Source organism: Deltaproteobacteria bacterium, from assembly GCA_016178705.1.
Classification (GTDB): domain Bacteria; phylum Desulfobacterota; class Binatia; order HRBIN30; family JACQVA1; genus JACOST01.
The window spans coordinates 1-21,709 of sequence record JACOST010000027.1; the positions used below are offsets into that span (position 1 = coordinate 1).

16 protein-coding genes and 1 tRNA gene are annotated in these 21,709 nt (G+C 63.2%); 16 read left to right on the top strand and 1 reads right to left on the bottom strand.

Annotated elements, in window-relative coordinates:
• Window positions 1–313: 313 nt before the first annotated feature.
• From acs to HYR72_16780, 16 genes are all read left to right on the top strand, one after another.
• The gene (acs, locus tag HYR72_16705) at window positions 314–2,263 is read left to right on the top strand and encodes an acetate--CoA ligase (protein MBI1816620.1); all 1,950 of its coding nucleotides are present in this window, start codon (window positions 314–316) and stop codon (window positions 2,261–2,263) included.
• 93 nt (window positions 2,264–2,356) lie between these two features.
• Window positions 2,357–3,772, top strand: a complete 1,416-nt coding sequence (locus tag HYR72_16710) for a cysteine--tRNA ligase (GenBank protein MBI1816621.1) — start codon at window positions 2,357–2,359, stop codon at window positions 3,770–3,772.
• Between the two features lie 228 nt (window positions 3,773–4,000).
• Entirely contained in the window at window positions 4,001–4,375 is a 375-nt protein-coding gene (locus tag HYR72_16715; GenBank protein ID MBI1816622.1) for a four helix bundle protein, read from the top strand.
• A 247-nt stretch (window positions 4,376–4,622) separates the two neighbouring features.
• Window positions 4,623–4,697 (top strand) — tRNA-Arg (locus HYR72_16720).
• A 284-nt stretch (window positions 4,698–4,981) separates the two neighbouring features.
• Window positions 4,982–6,490: a hypothetical protein gene (locus HYR72_16725; protein MBI1816623.1), complete on the top strand. Its 1,509-nt coding sequence runs from the start codon at window positions 4,982–4,984 to the stop codon at window positions 6,488–6,490.
• Between the two features lie 103 nt (window positions 6,491–6,593).
• Window positions 6,594–7,532, top strand: a complete 939-nt coding sequence (locus HYR72_16730) for a hypothetical protein (GenBank protein ID MBI1816624.1) — start codon at window positions 6,594–6,596, stop codon at window positions 7,530–7,532.
• Window positions 7,533–7,771: 239 nt separating this feature from the next.
• On the top strand, window positions 7,772–9,850 hold the full coding sequence (locus HYR72_16735) for a hypothetical protein (protein ID MBI1816625.1): 2,079 nt from the start codon (window positions 7,772–7,774) through the stop codon (window positions 9,848–9,850).
• A 329-nt stretch (window positions 9,851–10,179) separates the two neighbouring features.
• Window positions 10,180–10,530, top strand: a complete 351-nt coding sequence (locus HYR72_16740) for a type II toxin-antitoxin system HicB family antitoxin (GenBank protein MBI1816626.1) — start codon at window positions 10,180–10,182, stop codon at window positions 10,528–10,530.
• A 361-nt stretch (window positions 10,531–10,891) separates the two neighbouring features.
• Window positions 10,892–11,800, top strand: a complete 909-nt coding sequence (locus tag HYR72_16745; GenBank protein ID MBI1816627.1) for a hypothetical protein — start codon at window positions 10,892–10,894, stop codon at window positions 11,798–11,800.
• Between the two features lie 146 nt (window positions 11,801–11,946).
• Window positions 11,947–13,518: a DUF4301 family protein gene (locus HYR72_16750; GenBank protein MBI1816628.1), complete on the top strand. Its 1,572-nt coding sequence runs from the start codon at window positions 11,947–11,949 to the stop codon at window positions 13,516–13,518.
• A 307-nt stretch (window positions 13,519–13,825) separates the two neighbouring features.
• Complete coding sequence (gene rfbA, locus HYR72_16755; GenBank protein ID MBI1816629.1) at window positions 13,826–14,698, top strand: glucose-1-phosphate thymidylyltransferase RfbA; 873 nt, start codon at window positions 13,826–13,828, stop codon at window positions 14,696–14,698.
• Between the two features lie 2 nt (window positions 14,699–14,700).
• Entirely contained in the window at window positions 14,701–15,261 is a 561-nt protein-coding gene (gene rfbC, locus HYR72_16760) for a dTDP-4-dehydrorhamnose 3,5-epimerase (protein ID MBI1816630.1), read from the top strand.
• 25 nt (window positions 15,262–15,286) lie between these two features.
• Entirely contained in the window at window positions 15,287–16,498 is a 1,212-nt protein-coding gene (locus HYR72_16765) for an MFS transporter (GenBank protein MBI1816631.1), read from the top strand.
• 24 nt (window positions 16,499–16,522) lie between these two features.
• On the top strand, window positions 16,523–17,722 hold the full coding sequence (locus HYR72_16770) for an MFS transporter (protein ID MBI1816632.1): 1,200 nt from the start codon (window positions 16,523–16,525) through the stop codon (window positions 17,720–17,722).
• A 124-nt stretch (window positions 17,723–17,846) separates the two neighbouring features.
• Window positions 17,847–18,374 (top strand): nuclear transport factor 2 family protein, encoded by a 528-nt coding sequence (locus HYR72_16775; protein ID MBI1816633.1) that lies wholly within the window; start codon window positions 17,847–17,849, stop codon window positions 18,372–18,374.
• Window positions 18,375–18,563: 189 nt separating this feature from the next.
• A complete protein-coding gene (locus HYR72_16780) occupies window positions 18,564–19,403 on the top strand; it encodes a nitrate- and nitrite sensing domain-containing protein (protein ID MBI1816634.1) in 840 nt (279 codons plus the stop codon).
• A 69-nt stretch (window positions 19,404–19,472) separates the two neighbouring features.
• On the opposite strand, the gene HYR72_16785 is transcribed toward HYR72_16780, so the two are convergent.
• The gene (locus HYR72_16785; GenBank protein MBI1816635.1) at window positions 19,473–21,473 is read right to left on the bottom strand and encodes a DUF1329 domain-containing protein; all 2,001 of its coding nucleotides are present in this window, start codon (window positions 21,471–21,473) and stop codon (window positions 19,473–19,475) included.
• Between the last annotated feature and the right edge of the window lie 236 nt (window positions 21,474–21,709).

Consider the following 21,709-nt stretch of genomic DNA (forward strand, 5'->3'; position numbering starts at 1 on the left):
ACCTGAGCAACGGCGGCCCAGAACAATTCTCGCAACCGGGCATCGTGAACACCAAGCAACGACCTGTCACACTGCGCCCGCAGACGTCGCTGCTCATTGTGCCCGCGCGTTCATTGGCCCACCAGAGCAGCGCCGCGCTGCGCGGCTTCTCGCAATGACAACTTCCGTTGCGCTCAAACTGAGACACTACCCCGCCGCAGGGCGGCTTGAACGCGGCGCCGAGCTGTGAGAAGTGAGAGCGCCTTGGCGACACGCTCGCCGCGATGCGTGCCCATTGAACGCGTTTGCGGGTGGCTGACGACGAGGAGTATCTATGGCGAATGCTGACATCGAATCCGTCTTGACCGAGCGCCGCGTGTTCCCGCCGGCCGCGGAGTTCAGCGCCAAGGCGCACGTGAGCGGGCTGGCTGAGTACGAACGGCTCGCGCGCGAGGCCGAGGCCGATCCGCAGGCGTTCTGGGCCGGCATCGCCGGCGAACTCGATTGGTTCTCGCCGTGGCGAACCATATTGGAATGGAAGCCGCCGTTCGCCAAGTGGTTCGTCGGCGGCACCACCAATCTCGCGCACAACTGCATCGACCGTCATCTCACCACCTGGCGCCGCAACAAGGCGGCCATCATCTGGGAAGGCGAGCCCGGCGACAGCCGCACGCTGACGTACCAAGATCTCCATCGTGAGGTGTGCACGTTCGCCAACGTGCTCAAGGGTCTTGGTGTGAAGAAGGGCGATCGCGTCGGTCTCTACCTGCCGCTCATTCCGGAGTTGGCGATCGCCATGCTCGCCTGCGCGCGCATCGGCGCAACCCACAGTGTGGTGTTCGGCGGCTTCAGCGCCGAAGCGCTGCGCGATCGTATGAACGACGCGCAAGCGAAGGTCGTCGTCACCTCTGACGGTGGCTATCGCCGTGGACAGGTGGTGCCGTTGAAGGCCAACGTCGACGACGCGCTCCGCGATGCCCCGTGCGTTGAGCACGTGGTGGTCGTTCGCCGCACCGGCGAGACCGTGCCGATGAAAGGCGGACGCGATCATTGGTGGCACGAGTTGATGGCGAAGGCGTCGGATGTATGTCCGGCCGAGCCGCTCGATGCCGAGCATCCGCTGTTCATCCTTTACACGAGCGGTACCACGGGCAAGCCGAAGGGGATCGTCCACACCACCGGCGGCTACATGGTGCAGACGTACATCTCTAGCAAGTGGGTCTTCGATCTCAAGGACGAAGACACGTACTGGTGCACCGCCGACATCGGCTGGGTGACCGGCCACAGCTACGTGGTCTACGGCATCCTCGCGAACGGCGCGACATCGGTGATGTTCGAGGGCGCGCCGAACTATCCCGAGCCCGACCGCCTCTGGCAGATCATCGACAAGTACGGCGTGACGATCTTCTACACCGCGCCCACTGCCATCCGCACCTTTGCCAAGTGGGGTCGCGAATGGCCGCGCAAGCATCGGCTCGACACGCTGCGACTACTCGGCACTGTTGGTGAGCCAATCAATCCGGAAGCCTGGATCTGGTACCACGAAGAGATCGGCAAGCAGCGTTGCCCGATCGTTGACACGTGGTGGCAGACTGAAACCGGCGCGATCATGATCACGCCGCTGGCGGGCGCGATTGCGACGAAACCCGGTTCGGCGACACGCCCGTTCCCAGGTATCCAGGTTGCGGTGGTGACGCGCGAGGGTGATCCGGTCGGTCCCAATCAAGGCGGCTACCTGGTCATCAAGCATCCGTGGCCGAGCATGCTCCGCACGATCTACGGCGATCCGGATCGCTACGTGCAAACGTATTGGAGCCAAGTCGCGGGCTGCTACTTCACCGGCGACGGCGCACGTTACGACGAGGACGGCTACTTCTGGATCATGGGGCGCGTTGACGACGTGGTAAACGTTGCCGGTCATCGTCTCGGTACGATGGAAGTGGAAAGCGCGTTGGTGAGTCACGAGGCGGTCGCCGAGGCCGCCGTCGTCGGGCGTCCCGATGCGATGAAGGGGCAAGCAATCGCGGCGTTCGTCACGTTGGCCGCTGGCCACAAGGCGACCGACCAGATGAAGCTGGCGTTGCGCGACCATGTCGCCAAAGAGATCGGCGCTTTCGCCAAGCCCGACGACATTCGCTTCACCGATTCCCTGCCAAAAACTCGCAGCGGCAAGATCATGCGCCGCCTGCTGCGCGACATCGCCGCCGGCAAAGATACCATCGGCGACACCAGTACGATCGAAGATCTCTCCGTGCTGGCCAAACTGCGCGAGGATGAGGAGTGAGCTGCGCGAATCGCCGATGGTGTATTGTGTATTGCCAGAGGGGCGAGTTTGTCCCATCCGGCGATCAGCCATAAGCGATCGGCCATCAGCCATATGCCATTCAGAATTCACAACACTCTCGCCGGCCGTTTGGAAGAATTCGTTCCGCTGGTGCCGGGCAAGGTCGGCATGTACGTCTGCGGCGTCACGGTCTACGACCGCTCGCACATCGGCCATGCGCGCGCGATGGTCGTCTTCGACGTTCTCTACCGCTACCTGCGCTTTGCCGGCTACGACGTGACCTTCATTCGCAACTTCACCGACGTCGACGACAAGATCATTGCCCGCGCCAATCACGCCGGCATCTCGACCGACAGTTTGGTCGACACCAACATCCGGGCGTTTGCCGAGGACATCGCCGTGCTCGGCTGCTTGCCGCCGACGCTCGAGCCCCGGGCGACTCAGCACATCCCCGAGATGATCGCGCTGATCGAGAAGCTGATCGCCAAAGGACTGGCGTATCCCGCCGACGGTGACGTCTACTTCGCGGTCGACAAGTTGCCCGGCTACGGCAAGCTATCCAAGCGCAACCTCGACGACATGCAAGCGGGGGCACGCATCGAAGTCGACGAGCGCAAGCATCACCCGATGGACTTCGCGCTGTGGAAGGCGAGTAAGCCGGGTGAGCCGTGGTGGGACAGTCCGTGGGGCAGGGGGCGGCCCGGCTGGCACATCGAGTGTTCGGTGATGGCGAGCAAGTACCTCGATCAGCCGTTCGACATTCACGGCGGCGGCAACGATCTGATTTTTCCGCACCACGAGAACGAGATCGCTCAGTCCGAGGGTGCGCATGAGCGCACCTTTGCGCGTTACTGGGTACACAACGGCATGGTGACCATCGACCGCGAGAAGATGTCGAAGTCGCTCGGCAACTTCATGACCGTGCAAGCGGCGTCGCAGCGCGTTGGCGGCGAAGCTGTGCGGCTGTTCGTGATCGGCACGCACTACCGCAGCCCGCTCGATTTCGCCGTCGAGCGGCTCGACGACGCTGCGGGCAACGTGACTCGGATCTACGAGACTCTCGCGCGCGCCGATGCCGCGCTCGGGAGCGAGGTGGTGCCGGCCGACGCGGCCGTCGTGGCCGAGTTTCGTGCGGCGATGGACAACGACCTCAACACCGCCGGTGCGCTCGGCGTCATCTTCGACACCCTGCGCGCTTTGAATCGCGCACTCGACCAGGACGATCTGCCGAAGGCGGCGCCGTTGCGCGTCGCGCTGCGCGAGATGTGTGGTGTCCTCGGTTTCGCGCAAGCCGACGCGAGCGCATGGCTGGAGCGCGCGCGCCGCGCCCATCTCGATGCGACCGACGTGAACAGCGCCGCCGTCGAGCGCCTCATCGCCGAGCGCAACGACGCCCGCAAAGCCCGCAACTTCAAACGCGCCGATGAAATTCGCGCGCAACTCAAAGAACAGGGCATCGTGCTCGAAGACACGCCGTCGGGAACGAAGTGGAAGGTTGAGAAGAGTTGAAAGCGAAAAGGTGAAAGTGGAAAGCCAGAGAGGCTGAGAAGAGTTGAAAGTGGAAAGCTGAAAGTGAAGAGCCAGACATCCATGCTGAGGTCGAGTCGCCAACGTGTCCTCTGGCTTTCCACTTTTCACTTTCAGCTTTCAGCTTCCCTTCCGCGTCCCCTCTGGCTTTCCACTTTTCGCTTTCAACTTTCCACCGCTTGTTCCGTAGCAGTTGAACGGAGGCGCGATATGTCGAAGCGTTTCGAGGAGTTGATTGTCTGGCAGAAGGCGCGGGAGCTGACCGGTGTGATTTACGAGCTGACCCGGGGTCGGGAGTTTGAGCGCGATTTCGGTCTGAGGGATCAGATTCGGCGGGCAGCGGTGTCCGTGATGTCCAACATCGCCGAGGGCTTTGAGCGCGGCAGCAACGCTGAGTTCGGTCGTTTTCTGGTGATCGCGAAAGGTTCGTGCGGAGAAGTGCGCTGCCAACTGTACGTGGCCGTCGATCAAGGCTATATCGATGCTGCGACGTTCAAGCGCACGTGCGAGCGCGCCGAGGAAGTATCGCGAATGTTGCAGGGGCTGAATCGGAAAGTGAGGATGAAGGCGAAGGTTGCAGGATGAGGGTTGAAAGCTGAAAGTTGAAAGCCAAAAGCTAGAAGGTGAAAGCCGCCCGGCCAAGACTGAAGGAAGAAAGCTGAAAGCCAAGAGCAGCCCGTCCCGGCTTTTCGCTTTCGGCTTTGAACTTTGAACTTCAGCCCGGTCCGGCTTTCCACTTTCGGCTTTGGACTTCGAACTTGGGCTCAGCCCGTTTTGCTTTCCACTTTCAGCTTTAGACTTTGAACTGCCGGACGGCTATCGTCCGGCATCCGCGCCCGTAGCTCAGGTGGACTAGAGCGGCTGGCTTCGAACCAGTAGGTCGGGAGTTCGAATCTCTCCGGGCGCGCTTTTTTTCTTCGGAATGTCTTGGGCGCGACCCCTGCGAGGGGTGTCGCTCCTTGCCACTCGCAATCAAGCGCGCCGCGGGCGGATTGGAGCTGCGCCCAACGTCGAAATTCTGTGACGAGTGTGGCGCGGCGATAGCAGGCAGACGGCAATAGGCAGTTCCCCTCCGCCCCTAACAACCAACAACCTAACAACGAACAACCTTCCCTCTCGCCATCCATTCTGTCGCTTTACTCTGGTCGGCTTGGTAGAAGCGCGGGCGACGACCGCGAGGGAGGGAATGCGATGGTACGCTATCTATGGCTGGGGCTTCTGCTGCTGATCGTGAGGGTCGGCGCCGTGAACGGGCAGACGACGGCGTTCACCTATCAAGGGCAACTGACGGACGGTGCTGCGCCCGCGAACGCGACCTACGACTTGCAGTTCAAGTTGTTCGACGCCGCGAGCAACGGAACACAAAAGGGCGGCACCAACACCAAGGACAACGTCAGCGTCGCCAACGGCTTGTTCACTGTGCAGCTCGACTTCGGCGCCGTGTTCGACGGCAACGCACGCTATCTCGAGCTCGGCGTACGCCCTGGGGCCAGCACGGGCGGGTATCAGATGTTGCTGCCGCGCCAGGCGCTCGCCCCGGCGCCGTATGCGCTGTTTTCTGCCGCGCCGTGGGTGACCAACGGCGGCAACGTCTCCTTCACCAACGGCAACGTCGGCATTGGGACAGCGAGCCCGCTAACGAGATTGCATGTTGCTTCGGGCGCCAGCGACATCCTCCCGCCGCGCATCGAGTCTTCGGGTACAACTGGCTTCGCAGCCGGCTGGGATTTCTATCAGGGGGCCGTGGGCAAAGGCTATGTGGGGGTGCCAGATTCCGCGGCGGATATAGGTGCTGGGGAGCTGGTGGTATTTGGAGGGGCGGGGACCAAGACGTCGCTTTGGGCCGGAAGAACTCGAAGCGTCACACTCGACATCGGCGGCAGGGTCGGCATTGGGACAGCATCCCCCACCGGAACGTTGACCGTCCGGGCACCCTCCCTAGCTGACAATATTTTTGAAGTCTACGACGCGACTGGTTTCTTTAAGTTTGTTGTAACTAGCGAGGGTTACGTGGCTCTCGCGACGCTTCGTCCTGAGGCTTCCACCAAACACATTTGCTTCAACAGCGGCTTCTTGTCTCAGTGCTCTTCCGCCGCCGAATACGTCCCCACCGTGGCAAGCGATTTGGGTGATCCAGAACCGGGAGACTTGGTCAGCATCGTCGGCGTCAATCCCTACGGCGATGAGCATGCCCCCTTTGCCGTGGGCAAATCCACCCAGGCATGTGACCAGAATCTCGTCGGCTTCCTGCTCAAACCCGAGCTCAGTGCCGACGGCAACAAACTCAACGACCATTATCTGCCACTCGCCATCTACGGCTACTTTCCTGCGAAGGTCACACTCGAGAACGGGCTGATCAAGCGCGGTGACCCGATCACGTCGAGCTCGAAGCCGGGCTATGGGATGAAAGCCATCAGCGCGTGCAAGATCATCGGCTATGCGTTGGAAGATGCGGACCGCGAAGGAACAATTCAGGTTTTCGCACAGCAGTCCGAAAGCGCCGCCCCAGAGGTCGCCGCGTTGCGGAGCCAGGTGCGCGCGCTGCGCCAGGAGAACGCGGTGCTCGCCGCGCGCCTCGAAGCGATGGCGGAGCCGAATCGCGCGCTCGAGGCGCGTCTCAGCGCGCTGGAGCAGGCGCTGGAGCGACACACTGAGGTTCGCCAAGCAGGCTTGTCCTCGTCGCTCGGTAACGGATTTTGAACGGATGAACGCAACCGCTACGAGCTCGATGCCGGGGTGATCGAGCGTGAACCGGACCGCGCGCGCCGCGCTAGCCTCTGGTGCCCTTCTCGCGTGTGCCGCCATGGTGGTTGCGCAAAGCGGCGGCGCGTACACGTTGTCATGGTTCACCGTGGACGCGGGGGGTGGCACGAGCAACGGAGGCAGTTATGCGGTCGGCGGCACCGTCGGGCAACATGATGCGGGACTACTGAGCGGCGGCACGTATGCCGTTGGCGGCGGCTTCTGGTTTGGCATCCCGACGGGTGCTGTCCCGACGCCAACCAATACCTTCACACACACCGCAACGGTTACGCGGACGCGCACGCGCACCGGTACGCCGACGGCGACATCGACGTACACACCGATATTCACGCCGACGCGCACTCACAGCGCGACGCGGACAGCGACGCGGACCAGGACGGCCACGGCAACCCTCGTTTCAACCAACACACCGACGAGCGCCGCGACCGCGACGTCAACTCGCACGCCGACCCATACGCAGACCCGAACCGTGAGGGAGACACAAACGGCTACGCTCACGCCAACCCGAACCAATGTGCCCACAGCACCACCAACCGTCGCGCCCAACACCCCGACACCGACGGCCACCGCGACCGCAACGGCGACCACGGTCCCCACCCATACGCCGACTGACACCGCACCCATCACGCCAACCGCAACGGCATCGGGTACCGCCACGCTGGTCGCCAGCGCTTCGCCCACCGCGGCGACACCGACCACACCCGCCACTCACACACCGATGCGAACCGCGACGGCGTCTCCCTCCGCGACCACCGAACCAACGCCATCGCCTACGCCGAGCGCCACGGCCACCATCGCGACTGTCCGCGGCGATGCCAACTGCGATGGTCGCGTCGGCGCGGCGGATCACACCGCGCTCCGCCTCCAGATCGTGAGCGGACAACGGGCCGTGTGCGGAGGCGATGACGTCAACGCTGACGGCGTCGTCGACAGCGCGGACATTGCGCCGCTCACCCAAGCGATATTCGCGGAGCGCTAGGAGTGCTACAGGGACTTCGCGAAGGAATGGCGGAAGCGGTCAGCTTGGGGCGCGCGCACGAGCGGCCCGTTTTCCGCCTCGGAGTCGCGGTTGCAAGGAAGTGGGCTGATGGCGTGCGCAGCCGGCTCGATATCTCGGCGGGGTGTCCCGCATCTCCGCGCGTGCGTTTGACAGGCGGGCAAAGGTCAAGATACTTCGCCGCGACGATGAATGAGTTCCTCCGATCCACGTTCCGTGACGTGCCCATCGCGGTTGCGCTTCTGGTCGTCATCGTCGCACCGCCAGCCGTGAACGCCGACGGCGCGCCAGAGTGCCCGCAGACGATCGACTGTGTTGCCGGAAACCCCTTCACCGAGTTGGGTGATTCCGATTGCAACTGGGTGCTGGACCTGCGGGACCTCACCCTGCTGTTGCGAGCGCCATTCTGCGACACGTGCAAGACCTGTATGTCGAAGGACGCCAATGCCGACGGGCGCGTATCGGTCGCCGACGTTACGGCGTTGATTCAGATCTTGGCGCGTCCGCGGACGTCCACGCCTACGCGGACCTTCATTCCTACGCCGACAACGACATCGACGCCAACCAGCGCGCCGGCCACGGCTACCCGCACGCCGACGGCGAATACTGCAAGGGATTACTCTTTCGCTTATGCCTTCGGCGGGCCCGGGTTCGTGATTACCCCATTGAGCCGACCGATTGGAACGGCGATCGATGCGAACGGTCATGTGTGGATCGCGGACGGCCACAATTACATACTCGAGTTCGATTCGACCGGCAGGTACGTGGACTACATCGGTGCGGGCGGCAGCAACCCAGGATATTTCGACACGCCGCGGGGGATTGCCTTTGATACCAACGGCAGTATCTACGTTGCCGACGCGGGGAACAACCGCATCCAGAAATTTACGTCGAGCGGACAGTTCCTCTTGCAGTGGGGGGCGACTGGGACCGCGCCGGAGAATCTCAGCCTGCCGTTCTGTGTCACCGTGCGAACCGGCGTCGTCTTCGTTTGCGATACCAATCGCAACAAAATGAAGCGATTCAGCACGAGCGGAGTATTCCAAGGGGAGTGGGGCGCCAGCGGCGATGGACCCGGAAAGTTCGATCAGCCGGTCGACATCGCCTTCGATTCTGACGGCTATGCCTACGTTGCCGACCTCGGCAACAACCGCGTGCAAAAGTTCGATGCGTCGTTCGAACACGTCCTCGATATCGGCACGACGGGCGCACCCAGCACGCAGCTCGATGGCCCAACGGGTGTCGCGTTTGGGCCCGACGGTCGCCTGTACGTCAGCGACTTCGGCGACACGATCAAGGTCTACGATACGGATGGCAGCTTCGTCGGTGCGGCCGGTGAACAAGGGAGTGGCCCGGGGCAGTTCAACGACCCGCGTGACGTGGCCCTCGATTCCGACGGCAACGTCTACGTCGCCGACACCAATAATAATCGCGTGCAGAAGCTCGATGCGGATCTGCGGCCGGTGTGGCAGCTCATCGATGCGTTGGTGGCGCGTTTCGCTTCTCCGGTCGCCATCGCGTATTCGGCGACGCAGGGGATACTCATCAGCGATACCGTCGGCGATCAGGCTCGCGTCGCATTCTTCCGCCCCAACGGCGAGTTCGATGGAGACATACGCATCGCAACGGGCGGTAGTGCCGGCTTGGCGCATGCCGGCGCGGGCATCGCCATCGCACCCAATGGCGACTTCTACCTTGCGGATTCGGCCAATCACAGCGTCGCGAAATTCAGTGCCGGACGGACGCTGCTCAAGTTTTTCGGCACGCCCGGTACCGGGCCTGGGCAATTCATGACCCCACGCGGCGTCGCGGTCGACGACATCGGCAATGTCTTCGTCGTCGATAGCGGCAACAATCGTGTGCAGAAATTCGATTCCAACGGAGTATTCCTGGACATCTGGGGAGGCTTCGGAACGGCCCCTGGTCAGTTCAATGCGCCACAATTCATCACCGTGTTCGGCGATCGAGTGTACGTCACCGACTCGGGCAACAATCGCGTCGAAGCGTTCAACCGCTCGGGCGACTTCCTGACGCAGTGGGGAGAAACGGGTGACGCGCCGCTGCAGTTCATGTCGCCGCGAGGTATCGCAGTCGATCGCGATGGCTATGTCTACGTGGTCGACTCGGGCAATGATCGAGCGCAGAAGTTCACGCCCAACGGCGGGTTCATCGTCAGCTTCGGCCATACCGCGCCCGGCCGTTATATCAATACGACCGGCGTCGCGGTTGCCGGCAACGGCGATGTGTTCGTGGTCAACAGCACAGAGAAGCGCGTTGTCGTGTGGCACGCGCCGCAGTGACGTGACGCGAGTGGATAGACTCTGGCCGCGACGCAGGTGACCGACCAGGCGAAGGCTAATCGCCTATGCACGGCTGGCGCCGCGCGTCAGAGGCCGAGAGCGCACCCCGCGGGCACGCAAGATCTGCTGCAGCGCTGACTTGTCGACCTTGCCCGTTAGTAGGTCGGGAGTTCGAATCTCTCCGGGCGCGCTTTCTTCTCTGGAAGGTCGATCACTTTGGCGGTAGTGCCAGCCGCAGCGTTTTTCGCGGCTAGCAAGCCCGGCGCCCGCCCGCGCTACACGAACCGGCGGCTTGCGCAGTAGGGCAGGGCGCGCGTAGAATCTCGACCGTGACAAACAGCCAACAAATCGGTGTCGAGTTTCGGTTGCCCGCCACGGTTCGGAAAAAGGGCAAGTGGTACGTGTCGTCATGCCAACCGCTCGACGTTCACTCGCAGGGACGCACGCGTGAAGAAGCTAGGAAGAACCTGGTCGACGCGCTGGTGTTCTTCCTAGAGAGCTGCTTCGAGCGTGGCACTCTCGCCGACGTGCTGCGCGACGCTGGCTTTGTGCGCGATGCTCGCAAGCCAGCACCGAGGGCGCGAGAGCCCAAGGCGACCGATGCGGTGACGGTTCCGTTGCGGCTCCGGATTCGTGGCCGGATATCATCTGCGTCTGCGAGTACCGGGGCAGCCGCGTGAGTCGGCTTCGGCCGGTCACGTGGAAGCAACTCCGCTGTGTCTTCGAAGGTGACGGTTTCAAGTTCAGCAAGCGCAGCCGCGGCGGCACAAGCCACTGGATTGGTGAGAAGCCAGGTGTGGCGCGTCCCATCGTCATCCCTGAGTATGACGAAGTAGGGCTCGACATCATCAAAGCAAACATGCGTACCGCCAGCATCTCGCGCGAGCGATTCTTGGACCTGCTCCGCCATTGTTGAATCATTGTTGTGATCCAGAGACCGCAGGGCCGGCCGCTCCGAGTCCGCAAGGAGCTTTTCAATCGTGATGAGCCGAAAGCGTAGCGCCCGGCTGAACAGCTGGATGGCCCCCAAGAAGCCAAGCCATGATATGGCGAAGAACCGTTCTCGTTTTGGGGGCCGGAGCGAGTGCAGAGTTTGGTTTCCCGTCCGGCTTCGAACTCCTTAGGCAACTCACATATCCATCACCCGACACCCGCAGCAATCCGGTCCTAACCCGATTGGCGGACTGCGGGTATGATCCTTCCACAATCACGCAATTTTCGATGGCGCTGGCGCATTCGGGCAAGACATCCGTTGATGCGTTTCTTGAGCATCGTCCCGACTTTCTCGAAGTTGGAAAGGCTGCAATCGCGTGTGCGCTCATCCCATGCGAGAGCGATGACCGTCTCTTCGATCGTTCGAAAGCTGCGCCGAGTTGGTATGACTACCTATACGACAAACTGAACGCCCCCCCGCAGAAGTTCGAAGGTAACCAACTCTCAGTGATCACCTTCAACTATTACAGGTCGCTCGAACACTACCTCACGACTGCCCTCGTGAATTCATATCGGATCTCTCGCGATGAGGCAGCAGATTTGGTGAGACGCTTTACACCAATTCTTCACGTTCACGGTGAACTTGCTCCTTACGCCCGACTGGACTCACCTGGCCGACCATACGACCCTTCCGCGAACGGTGCCACCGTCCGGTTGGCGGCCGAATCGATTCGCATCATTCACGAGACAGAGGCTGGGGACGCCTTTCGCGTAGCCATTGAGCGCCTCGGCGCTGCGGAACGAATCCTCTTTCTGGGCTTTGGGTACCACCCTACGAACCTGGCGCGGTTGAGAGTACGTGACCTTCCCCGGGTACCAGTCTGGGGCACGAGCCGTGGGCTGAGGAAGGCGGAATGGACTAGCGTCAAGGAGATGTTTGAGAACCACATCGAACTGGATCCCGGCGGTTGCGAGATTCTACCCTATCTCCCCGATACCGTGATGCTCGACAAATGACTCTCTACGCGGCCGATGCGCGGCCGAGCTTGACTCCGCGATTGGTGTCAGTACTGGTGTCAGCCGGTAACTGAGGACCGTGCGCAACGGTTAAAACGCCACGGATCGCCGTGTGCCATCAGTTCCAGGAGAGAACAAGAGTAGCGATGGCAGATCGTGACTTCACAGAGCAAGATCTCGTTCAGCTGGCGCGGCGTGGCGTGAAGATTGACGAAGCGCGACGGCAGCTCGAACTGTTGCGGCACCCTCCACCGTTCATACGTCTCGATCGGCCGTGTACCGCTGGCGACGGGATTCATGTGCTATCCGCTGCTGATGAGCAGGCTGCCGTGCGGCAGTACGCCGATGCCTGCGGCAGCGGGCGGGTCCTGAAATTCGTACCCGCATCGGGTGCGGCCAGCCGCATGTTCAGAACGCTGCTGTCGGCGCGCGATCGCGGCGGCGAGGTTCGCCGCGCTGAGACCGCGGCGCGGGCTGCGACGGGTGACGCTGCCGCGCAGGAGATGCTGGCCTTCATGGACGGCCTGACGCGTTTCGCATTTTGCGAGGACCTGCGCCGAGCGATGACGCGCGATGGGTTGGACCTCGACGCGCTCGATCGGGCCGGGTGGTTCGACGGGATTCTCGAGTATCTGCTGACACCAAAGGGCCTCGACTACGCGGCGCGACCGAAGGGCCTGCTGCAGTTCCACCGTTACGGGTCTGATAGTCGCACGCCGTTCGAAGAGCATCTGGTCGAGGCCGCGGCCTATGCTCGCGACCGTGACGGCCGTTGCCGGCTGCACTTTACCGTGTCACCTCAGCACCGCTCGGGATTCGTGCAACTGCTTGAACGCATCGCGCCGGTCTACGAGCGCGTCCATAACGCCCACTTCGAGGTCGACTTCTCAGCGCAGAAGGATTCCACCGATACGATCGCGGCGGAGATCGACGGCCGCCCATTTCGCACGATCGATGGTCAGCTCCTGTTTCGCCCGGGCGGTCATGGTGCACTGATCCAGAATCTCAACGACCTGCACGGCGATGTGATCTTCATCAAGAACATCGACAATGTCGTGCCCGATCACCTCAAGGCTGACACGATTCACTGGAAGCAAGTGCTCGGTGGCTACCTGGTGATGATGCAGCAGCGCATCTTCGCGCAGCGTGCCGCCTTGGCGGCCGACGCGAGGAAACCCGATGCGTTCGACGCCGCGATGCGTTTACTGAAGGAGCTGCACGTCTCGGTGCCGCCGACGCTCGCGGCTAGCGGTGGTGCGGCGTTGCGCGCCTTCCTGATTGAGCAACTCGACCGCCCGCTGCGGGTGTGCGGCATGGTGCGCAACACCGGCGAACCTGGCGGCGGCCCTTTTTGGGTGCGCGACCGGCGCGGGCAAGTCAGCGTGCAGATCGTCGAGAGCGCGCAGGTTGATCCCGACTCACTCGAACAACAGGCGATCTTCAGCGAGTCGACCTACTTCAACCCCGTCGACCTGGTGTGCGGCGTGCGCGACTGGCAGGGCCGGCCGTTCGACCTCACGCGTTGCGTCGACGCTGACGCGGTGTTCATCGCGCGCAAGTCGCAAGATGGCCGCGAGCTCAAGGCGTTGGAGCTGCCAGGATTGTGGAACGGGGCGATGGCCCAGTGGACGGCGATCTTCGTCGAGGTTCCGATCACTACCTTCAACCCGGTCAAAACAGTGAATGACCTTTTGCGCTCCGAGCATCAGCCGGTCTAAGCAGCCCGTTGGAAACAACACACTCGGCATCTCACGCACGGAACCCCTCTCCCGCATTGCCAGCGGGAGAGAGCCTGCCCTGAGCTTGTCGAAGGGGCGAGGGTGAGGGTTTCCTACGCCGGGTCAACAGGCCCGCTCGGCCTTGTGCCACAAGGCCGTCCGATGATGCGGTTCCCTCACCTCTCTCCTCTCGCGCTAGTATTGCGGGAGAGGAGGCCTTGGTGGTTCGGTGTTTCTCATGATGGTTTCGCGAGTTTCAAGGGGCTGCTAAGAAAGAACGCCACGCCTGGTTGACGAGGAGTTCAGTATGAAGGGCATTGTTCTCGCCGGAGGATCCGGCACTCGGCTGTACCCGCTGACCAAGGCGGTGAGCAAGCAACTCATTCCGATCTACGACAAGCCGATGGTGTACTACCCGCTCTCGACGCTGATGCTGGCGGGGATTCGCGAAATCTTGGTGATCACGACGCCGCACGAGCAAGAGGGATTCCGCCGACTGCTCGGCAACGGCGCTGAGTGGGGACTACGGATCGAATATGCCGCACAGGCGCGACCCGACGGCATCGCGCAGGCGTTTGTGATCGGCCGCGAGTTTATCGGGAGTTCGTCCGTAGCCCTCGCACTCGGCGACAACATTTTCTATGGCCACGGCTTTCCGGAGTTCCTGCGGCGCGCGGCCGAGCGCACCGACGGTGCGACCGTCTTCGGCTACTGGGTGCGCGACCCGGAACGCTACGGCGTGGTCGAGTTCGACGCTCAAGGCCGCGCCGTCGGCTTGGAAGAGAAGCCGAAGGCGCCACGTTCCGCGTATGCGGTGACGGGGCTGTACTTTTACGACAACCACGTCGTCGAGATCGCCAGCTCGTTGGCGCCATCAGCGCGCGGCGAGCTGGAGATCACCGACGTGAACATTGCTTACCTCAAGGCCGGCACACTGCACGTCGAAAAGCTCGGCCGCGGCATCGCCTGGCTCGACACGGGCACGCATGAAGCGTTGCTGCAGGCGTCGAACTTCATTCAAGCAATCGAGGAACGCCAAGGGCTGAAGGTCGCGTGCGTCGAGGAGATCGCGTACCGCATGGGCTACATCAGCGCCGCCGACGTCGCGCGCATCGCTAAGACCATGGAGCGCACGGCCTATGGTCAATACTTGCAGCTCATTCTCGAGCAGGAGAGCTGACGATGCGATTCGTGCGCAGCGAGCTGCCAGAGGTCGTCATCGTCGAGCCGGATGTCTTTCGCGACGATCGCGGATTCTTTCTCGAAACCTATCACGAGGGGAAGTATCGCGAGGGCGGCATCCCCGGTCCGTTCGTGCAAGACAATCACTCGCGCTCGACCCGCGGCATCTTGCGCGGGATGCATGCGCAGGAGCGGCATCCGCAAGGCAAGCTGGTGCGAGTGCTACAAGGCGAGATCTTCGATGTCGCGGTGGACATCCGTCGCGGGTCGCCGCGCTTCCGCCGCTGGGTCGGCATCGCTCTCTCGGCTGACAACTTCCGCCAGGTCTACGTCCCGCCAGGATTCGCTCACGGCTTCTGTGTGCTCAGCGAGATCGCCGAGGTCGAGTACAAATGCACCGACCTCTACGATCCATCCGATGAACTCCGCCTGCTGTGGAACGATCCAGACATTGCGATCGAGTGGCCCATCGCCGAACCGCTCGTATCACCGAAGGACGCGGCGGGTCAGCGGCTGGCTGATCTGATGGATCGGTTGCCGGTTTACTCGGAACGCGGGTAACGGGTCGGCGAGTGGCTAGCTATTGATGCGTGATCGGCGATTGCTGTTCGCGGCGACCTTCTTGCGCGCGTTGGTGACCGGCATGCTGGGCGTGCTGCTGGGCATCTATCTGGCGCAACGCGGTTTCAATCCTGCTGAAGTTGGCCTCGTGGTCGGTGTCGGGCTCAGTGGCGCGGCGGCCGCGACGTTTGTGGCGACCTGGTGGGGCGATCGGGTTGGGCGGCGGCGGATGCTGATCGGCGTCGCGACGCTTGGCGCGTGTGGCGCCGTCGGGGTGACGCTCGCATCGGAGATCGCCGTGGTGCTGGCGGCGGCGTTTCTCGGCATGCTGAACGGGATGGGACGCGACCGTGGTGCGGCGGTCATGATCGAGCAGGCGATACTGCCGGCAACCACGACCGACGCGCAGCGCACGCGCGCGTTTGCCTGGTACAACGTGCTGCAAGACATCGGACATGCGCTGGGCGGCATCCTCGCCGGGCTGCCGACGTGGCTGCAGAGCGGTTGGTTGGTGGCGCCGCTGCCCTCGATGCAAACGGTGTTGGCGATCTATGCCGCGGTCATGGTGGCGGTCGCGTTGCTGTATGTGGGGCTGTCGCCGGCAGTCGAAGCGGCGCAGGGGCAAGGCGCGACGCGCATCGCGCCTGCCACGCGTCGCGTGCTGTGGCGGCTCTCTCTGCTGTTCGCGCTCGATGCCGTAGCCGGTGGGTTTCTGACCTCGGCGCTGTTGGCGTTTTTCTTCTACGAACGATTCGGCGTGAGTGCAGGCGCACTCGGGCTGTTGTTCTTCGGGGCGCGAGTCGCCAACGCGTTCTCGCACTTCGGTGCGGCGTGGTTGGCGCGCCGCATCGGGTTGGTGAACACGATGGTCTTCACGCACGTGCCGTCGAGTCTGTTGCTGGTCACCGTGCCGTTCGCGCCGACTTTCACCGTGGCGGCGCTGCTGTTTCTGCTGCGCGAGGGTTTGGTCGAAATGGACGTACCGACGCGACAGTCGTACGTGATGGCGGTGGTGCGCGCGAACGAGCGCACGCTGGCGTCCGGGGTGACGAACCTGGTGCGTGTCGCGGGCTGGGCCGTGGCGCCGGCCTTCGCGGGGGTGTTGATGCACGGCGGATCACTGGCGGTGCCGCTGTACATCGCTGCGGGGATGAAGATCGCATACGACGCGCTGCTCTATGGCGCCTTCCGCTACGTGAAGCCGCCGGAAGAGGTCGAGGCAGGGATGAGTGCATGAGCGCGATCGTGTATTGATTGGCGCGTGCACAACGCCGCGAGTCCGAGCCCAACGCCCACCGCTGCAGTGACGATCCGCGCAGCGCCGCGGCTGTTTACACTGCCGCTGCTACTGTGCGCGCTCGGCAACTTCCTGCAAGGCCTGGCGTTCAACCTCTACCTGCACCTGCCGGGTTTCTTGAAGCAACTCGGCGCCGGTGAAGTGCGGATCGGCGTGATCTTCGGTGTGACGGCGGCGATGGCGATCGTGGTTCGACCGTGGCTCGGGCGCGCGATGGATGAACGCGGGCGGCGCACGATGATCCTGGCGGGCGGCGTGCTCAATGTCGCGGTCTGTTTGCTCTACCTCACGGTGCACAGCTTGGGTGTGTGGGTCTACGTGGTTCGGCTTGGCCACGGGATTGCCGAAGCCACGTTGTTCGCGGCGTTCTTCACGCTGGCGGCGGATCTTGTGCCGGCGGCGCGGCGCACTGAAGGCATCGCTCTGTTCGGCGTATCGGGGATGCTGCCGATTTCGCTGGGCGGTCTGCTCGGTGACGTGATCCTGGCGCATGCGGACTACTCGGCGTTGTTCGCGGCGGCCGCGGTACTCGCGGCCGCATCGTTGCTGGTCTCGCTGCCGTTGCGCGATCAGACTCTGCCGCCGGATGAATTGCCCAGTCGCGGCTTCTTCGCCGCGGTGGTGCAGGGCAACCTGTTGCCGGTGTGGTTTCTCGGTACGGTCTTCGCGACGGCAATCTCGTCGTACTTCACCTTCGTGAAGACCTTCGTGATGACGGCGGGCATCGGCACGGTCGGGGGGTTCTTTACCGCGTACGCGTTGAGCGCCACCGTGCTGCGGCTATTCTTCGCGTGGCTGCCGGAGCGCATCGGTGCGAAGCGCGCGTTGCTCGCAGCCCTGGGCGCGCTCACGCTTGGGTTGGTATTGCTCGCGCACGCGCAGCACGCCGGCGAGATTCTCGTTGCTGGCAGCCTGTGCGGGCTTGGACATGGCTTCGTGTTCCCGATCTTGTCGTCGTTGGCGGTGGCGCGCGCGCGCCCGGCCGAGCGCGGCGCGGCGCTGTCGGTGTTTACCGCGTTGTTTGATGCGGGCGCGCTGATCGGTGCCCCGGCAATGGGCGCGATCATCAACCTGAGCAGCTACGCGACGATGTTCGCATCCGCCGCCGCGCTGGTGGTGCTCGGAACGCTGGCGTTCGTTGTGTGGGATCGCGGAAGCGGGTGAGTCGGCGTCCGTTGACTGGGCAATTCTGCTGCGCGTCGGCAAGAGCCTGCTTCGACGCCATCGTCTAGCGACCACGCAGATCGCTGTGTTCAGTTAACACAAAGCGTGTGGTATCATCCGCGCCGTGGATGCGGGCGAGCAAACCGGCCTAGGCGTCGGCCCTGGTGCCGGCGATGTGATGGTGGCGGGCACAACACGCCAAGCGGCGCTGCGTGAACTCATTGATCGTGCGGCTATTCACGATATCCTCCTGCGCTATGCGCGTGGTGTCGATGCGCGGGAGTTGGAGAGCGTCGCTGCGTTGTTCGTTGCCGGCGCTGCATACAGCGGTCGGCTAGGCATCGGCACAATCGAGACCGCGCTAGCTCGTTTGCGGATTAGCCTCGGTCGTTTTCAGCGTACGATGCACGTTGTCGATCATCAACTCATCGAGATCAATGGTGACCGAGCCGACAGCGAGACCTACGCGACTGCCTACCATCGCCCTATTGGCAGTGCCCCGACCGATTTCACGGTTGGCGTGCGCTACCTCGACGCGTTGGCCCGGCGCGGCGGCGCGTGGTTGATCACGCGGCGCGTCGTAGAGATGGAGTGGCAGCGCCATGCGCCGGTCAACACGGTCAGCGAGCAACACAGTGAAACATTTTCTTGAATGAGGTGCGCGGCTATGGGCGGATGGCAGGCGGGTGCGCGGGGACACGGATGGTGGTGCTTGAGTCGGTCGTTGTCTATAAGAGAGTCCGCAACACGACCGCAACAAGCGGGAGGGCATGACGTGCTGAGCAAGGGCTGGCAGAACCGAGCGGTGGTTCGGACTATTGCGATCGTAGCAGCCCTGAGTGTGACGGCCGCGTGTTCGCCGTCGGGAAAGAATGCGGCGAGTGCGGAGAAGGAGCGCGCGGGTGTCGCCTACCTCACGCGGTTCGTACCGTTGACCCAGGCATTGCAGACGCATCGGAGTATGGCGATGGGTTTCGTCGCCGGCGATACTTTGGTGGAATTTGGCCCGATCGAGGAGCGCATCGCCTCGGGGCTCACGACCTTTAGCCGCTTCGATCAACAGCACAACGAGCTGGAAGGGGTGCGCGAGCGCTGGACGCCGCTGCACAAACAGATTCGTGATTTGATGGAATCGTGGCGTGAGCGGCCGCGCGAATGCTTTCAGGAACACACCGAAGTGATCGCTGCGGCGTTGGCGTTTGCGACCTACATCGGGGACACTTCGACGCTGCACCTAGACACGAACGCGGATGTGCATGCGCTTGCCGATGCGGCGATCACCGTGATTCCGGACCTCAGCGAGGCCGTGGGGCAAGTCCGGGACATGGTCGCGGCAATGACTGGGGGGATGGGAGCCGTGGTGCGCGAGGAAGAGAAGACGCTGTTGGAGCGTCAGCTCAAGAACATCCGCAAACAGCTCGATGCCATCAAAGCCGACTACGAACAGGTGTACTCCGTCGATGAGAAGATGCGCTCGCTACTCGAGCCGCAGCGGGAAGTCGTGGATCAGGTCATGGCTCCGGTGCTCGACCGGATTGAGCATCAGGTGATCGGCATGGAGTACGTGACGATGCCGACGGACGACTGGACCCCCAAGGCCACTGTAGCCGTCGAAGCCATCCAAGCGCTCCACGATAAATCGCTGGCGGTGTTGCAAGCGCGACTGAGCGCGCACAAGTAGCATTCGCGAAATTCGAGGCGGTGTGGGAGTCGCTGTGGACACCTCCACCGCCTCGATTGATCTGTTGGGTCACTTGCCCATGCGCGTTAGTTGTCCCGCGTCGAATAAGGCGGTGTCGACCGGGACGCGGCGATCGAACGGCGACTTCGGAGTCAACTTCGCTCCAGCGAGCGTGGCGCGGTGCATCTTGAAGTTCTCCGCCAACGCCCAGGCCTGTGTCGAAGCCGGAACGGTTTCGTCGTCCGGTCTGGGGCCGGTCGCCTGGTTGATGCGTGCGATGACGTGATACGTCAACACGTGCTCGCCCGACCACGCGAACTTCTGGTGATATGACCCGTCCCAGGTTTCGGCGTCGATCCACAACACGACACGGCCATACAGATAGTACTTGTCGCGCGGCTTACCCTCGATGATCCAGATCGGTCGGCGTGCGAGCCCGGCTTCAGTTGGTGCCCAGGGCAAGCCCTGCCACCCGTCGGTCTGGTAGCCGTAGTACCCTTGGCGGTTAGTGAGAACCTCCCAGCCGCCACTCGCAACCTGGCGCGGCTTGACCTGATGCGCGGCTGAATCGGGGTCGACGATGCGCAGCCCTTCGCGCTGTTCGACCACGCGCCATTCGAAGTCCTCCGGCTTGCCATCAAAAAAATAGCCGTCGTCGGCGGAGATGTCCGACCCGAGATAACCATCCGAGCGGTTGGCCGGGCTGACCGCGCGCACGCGGCGCAACGCCGGAATAAACGCCCACTGCGAGTCGCGCTTGTTGGGGTCGCGGTAACGCCACCCCAACGCGGCGGTGCCCTGCAGGTCACTCGGACTCAATGCCAAGGCGAGAGTCTGGGACTGCAGATCCTGCGGGTTGTCAGTGCGGTACTTGGTGGGTTCGCCATCGTAGAACTTGAACCATCCTTCCGCGCCGAGTTCACGCTCAACACCCTTGCGATTAAACATGATCAGCTTCGTGTTTGTGTGAGCGCTGCCGCCGTACCAAACGGCGAGGAACTGGTTCCAGACAATCTTGACTCCCGCCTGCGGATCCTTGGGGTCGATGTCGGGAAACGGGATACCGTAAATGTAGGCCGGTTGCTGCCCGGTAGTGCGGTCGACGATCGTTCCGCGGTCGTTGACGGTCAGCGTCTGCGCGTTGTGCTTCGTAGCGTCAACAAAGCTCTGTTCCCAGATCTGGCCTCCGAGTGGATACGATACGATTCGGTTAACGTATTCACCCTGCTCGTAGTGACGCAGGAGTTCCTCCGGTAGCATGCCCTTGGCGAGATCCGCGCTCGATTTGTCGAGGACGTCGCCGACCTGCAAGCCGCCGCTTGCGCCGCTTCGGGCGCGTGGGGCGGCGGCGGGCGCGACGGGAGCGGGAGCGCTGACTTCGGGCTCCGTCGTGGGAGTGGCTGGCGCTGGCTGCGCCGTTGCCGTCGCCACGGCGGGCGCGGCCGCCGGAGCGGCGGCCGGTGCTGGCTCGATTGGTTCGGCCGCAACTGGCGCTGTTGGTGCCGCGGTCGGCGGAGCGGGTCGTGCGGTCGGGGGTGCAGGCTTAGGCGGCTCCGGCGCACGTGGTGCCGGCGGCGGTTCACTCGCCGGCGCGGCGGCCGCTACTTGTGCCGCGGGTGCCGGCGCCGCCGGTGCGGGTGCAACAGGTGCGGGTGCTGCGAGTACAGGCGCGGCGGGTACAGGCGCCACAGGTGCGGCCGTTGCGGTACTCGGGCCGACGAGCACTGCGCTGCGAGCCCAGATCCAGCCCTGCTGACCGTTTGCGGTTTGCACGTGATAGTAGCCGCCCTGCGGCGCGGGTTCGAGCAGCTTGAGTGGCTCGGACGCTTGCACCAAGCGCACCGGCGCCTCTTGCGTCGACGGGCTCGATCGTAGGTTCGTGCTCGACAGTAGCTTGAGCGTCTTCCCCACACCGGCGGTGCCGCCGGTAGCGAGATTGAGGTTGCGAGCCCATGCCCAGCCTTCCTCGCCGCGCGCCGTGCGCACTTTGTAGTAGCCGCTCTCAAATTCGAGCCCGACGAGTTCGACATGCTCACCGCGCGCGAGCACACGCAACGGTGCGCGTGCCATCGATGGCTCCGGACGCAAGTTCGATCCGCGCTCTACCGTGGCGGATTGCGCCGTTGCCGATCCGGTTGAGAGGAGGAGACACAAGAGCGCTTGCATCAAGATCGCGGATATCGAGCCCAGTAACTTCATGGAATTTTCCCCTTTCGCTGGTCCGACCATTTTCGGCCGCCCCTACGCCGAGTCGGCCCCGACACGGCGCAGCACTAGTCAGACAGCAAGGCACGCGCCAAGGCTTC

What these genes read in the sequence shown, in the direction of transcription:
- HYR72_16750 (MBI1816628.1), top strand. Translation starts at nt 11,947, where the DNA reads ATGGCAGATCGTGACTTCACAGAGCAAGATCTCGTTCAGCTGGCGCGG.
- HYR72_16765 (MBI1816631.1), top strand. Translation starts at nt 15,287, where the DNA reads ATGCGTGATCGGCGATTGCTGTTCGCGGCGACCTTCTTGCGCGCGTTG.
- HYR72_16710 (MBI1816621.1), top strand. Translation starts at nt 2,357, where the DNA reads ATGCCATTCAGAATTCACAACACTCTCGCCGGCCGTTTGGAAGAATTC.
- rfbA (MBI1816629.1), top strand. Translation starts at nt 13,826, where the DNA reads ATGAAGGGCATTGTTCTCGCCGGAGGATCCGGCACTCGGCTGTACCCG.
- HYR72_16785 (MBI1816635.1), bottom strand. Translation starts at nt 21,473, where the DNA reads ATGGCACGCGCACCGTTGCGTGTGCTCGCGCGCGGTGAGCATGTCGAA.
- HYR72_16715 (MBI1816622.1), top strand. Translation starts at nt 4,001, where the DNA reads ATGTCGAAGCGTTTCGAGGAGTTGATTGTCTGGCAGAAGGCGCGGGAG.
- acs (MBI1816620.1), top strand. Translation starts at nt 314, where the DNA reads ATGGCGAATGCTGACATCGAATCCGTCTTGACCGAGCGCCGCGTGTTC.
- HYR72_16725 (MBI1816623.1), top strand. Translation starts at nt 4,982, where the DNA reads ATGGTACGCTATCTATGGCTGGGGCTTCTGCTGCTGATCGTGAGGGTC.
- HYR72_16730 (MBI1816624.1), top strand. Translation starts at nt 6,594, where the DNA reads ATGGTGGTTGCGCAAAGCGGCGGCGCGTACACGTTGTCATGGTTCACC.
- rfbC (MBI1816630.1), top strand. Translation starts at nt 14,701, where the DNA reads ATGCGATTCGTGCGCAGCGAGCTGCCAGAGGTCGTCATCGTCGAGCCG.
- HYR72_16745 (MBI1816627.1), top strand. Translation starts at nt 10,892, where the DNA reads ATGATATGGCGAAGAACCGTTCTCGTTTTGGGGGCCGGAGCGAGTGCA.